Annotated in this window: 1 protein-coding gene; it reads right to left on the bottom strand. The window is 74.5% G+C overall.

Annotated features, from left to right (window positions below; genetic code table 11):
- The coding region (locus KI686_RS17540; RefSeq protein WP_237590348.1) for a Bax inhibitor-1/YccA family membrane protein at positions 1-325 on the bottom strand (325 nt) is incomplete at both ends.

Genomic DNA, 325 nt, shown 5'->3' with positions numbered 1-325 from the left:
AAGATGACGACCATGGCGAGCACGAAGCCGCCGAGCGCGCCGACGATCCACGGGGTGAGGTTCGCCTGGCCGGCAGCGGAGCCGGCGACCGTCCAGACCCAGCCGACGGCCGCGGCCACGAGCAGGATGCCGAACAGGCCGGCGGTCTTCCAGATCGTGTCCTCAACGGTCATGCGGTCGGTCTCGATGGCGCCGGCGGCCGGAGCCGCGTACATGCCCTCGAGGTTCGCCTGCGCGGCGGCGTTGATGCCCGCCTGCTGGAACGCGGCGGTCTGTCCGGCGGCGCCGGGCGGGGGCGGCGGGGCGTACTGGCCCTGCTGGGGCG

The organism is Polaribacter sargassicola (genome assembly GCF_021991835.1).
In the GTDB taxonomy this organism is placed as follows: domain Bacteria; phylum Bacteroidota; class Bacteroidia; order Flavobacteriales; family Flavobacteriaceae; genus Polaribacter; species Polaribacter sargassicola.
The sequence above is the reverse complement of the archived record's forward strand: the minus strand, read 5'-3'. Positions and strand labels throughout refer to the sequence as shown.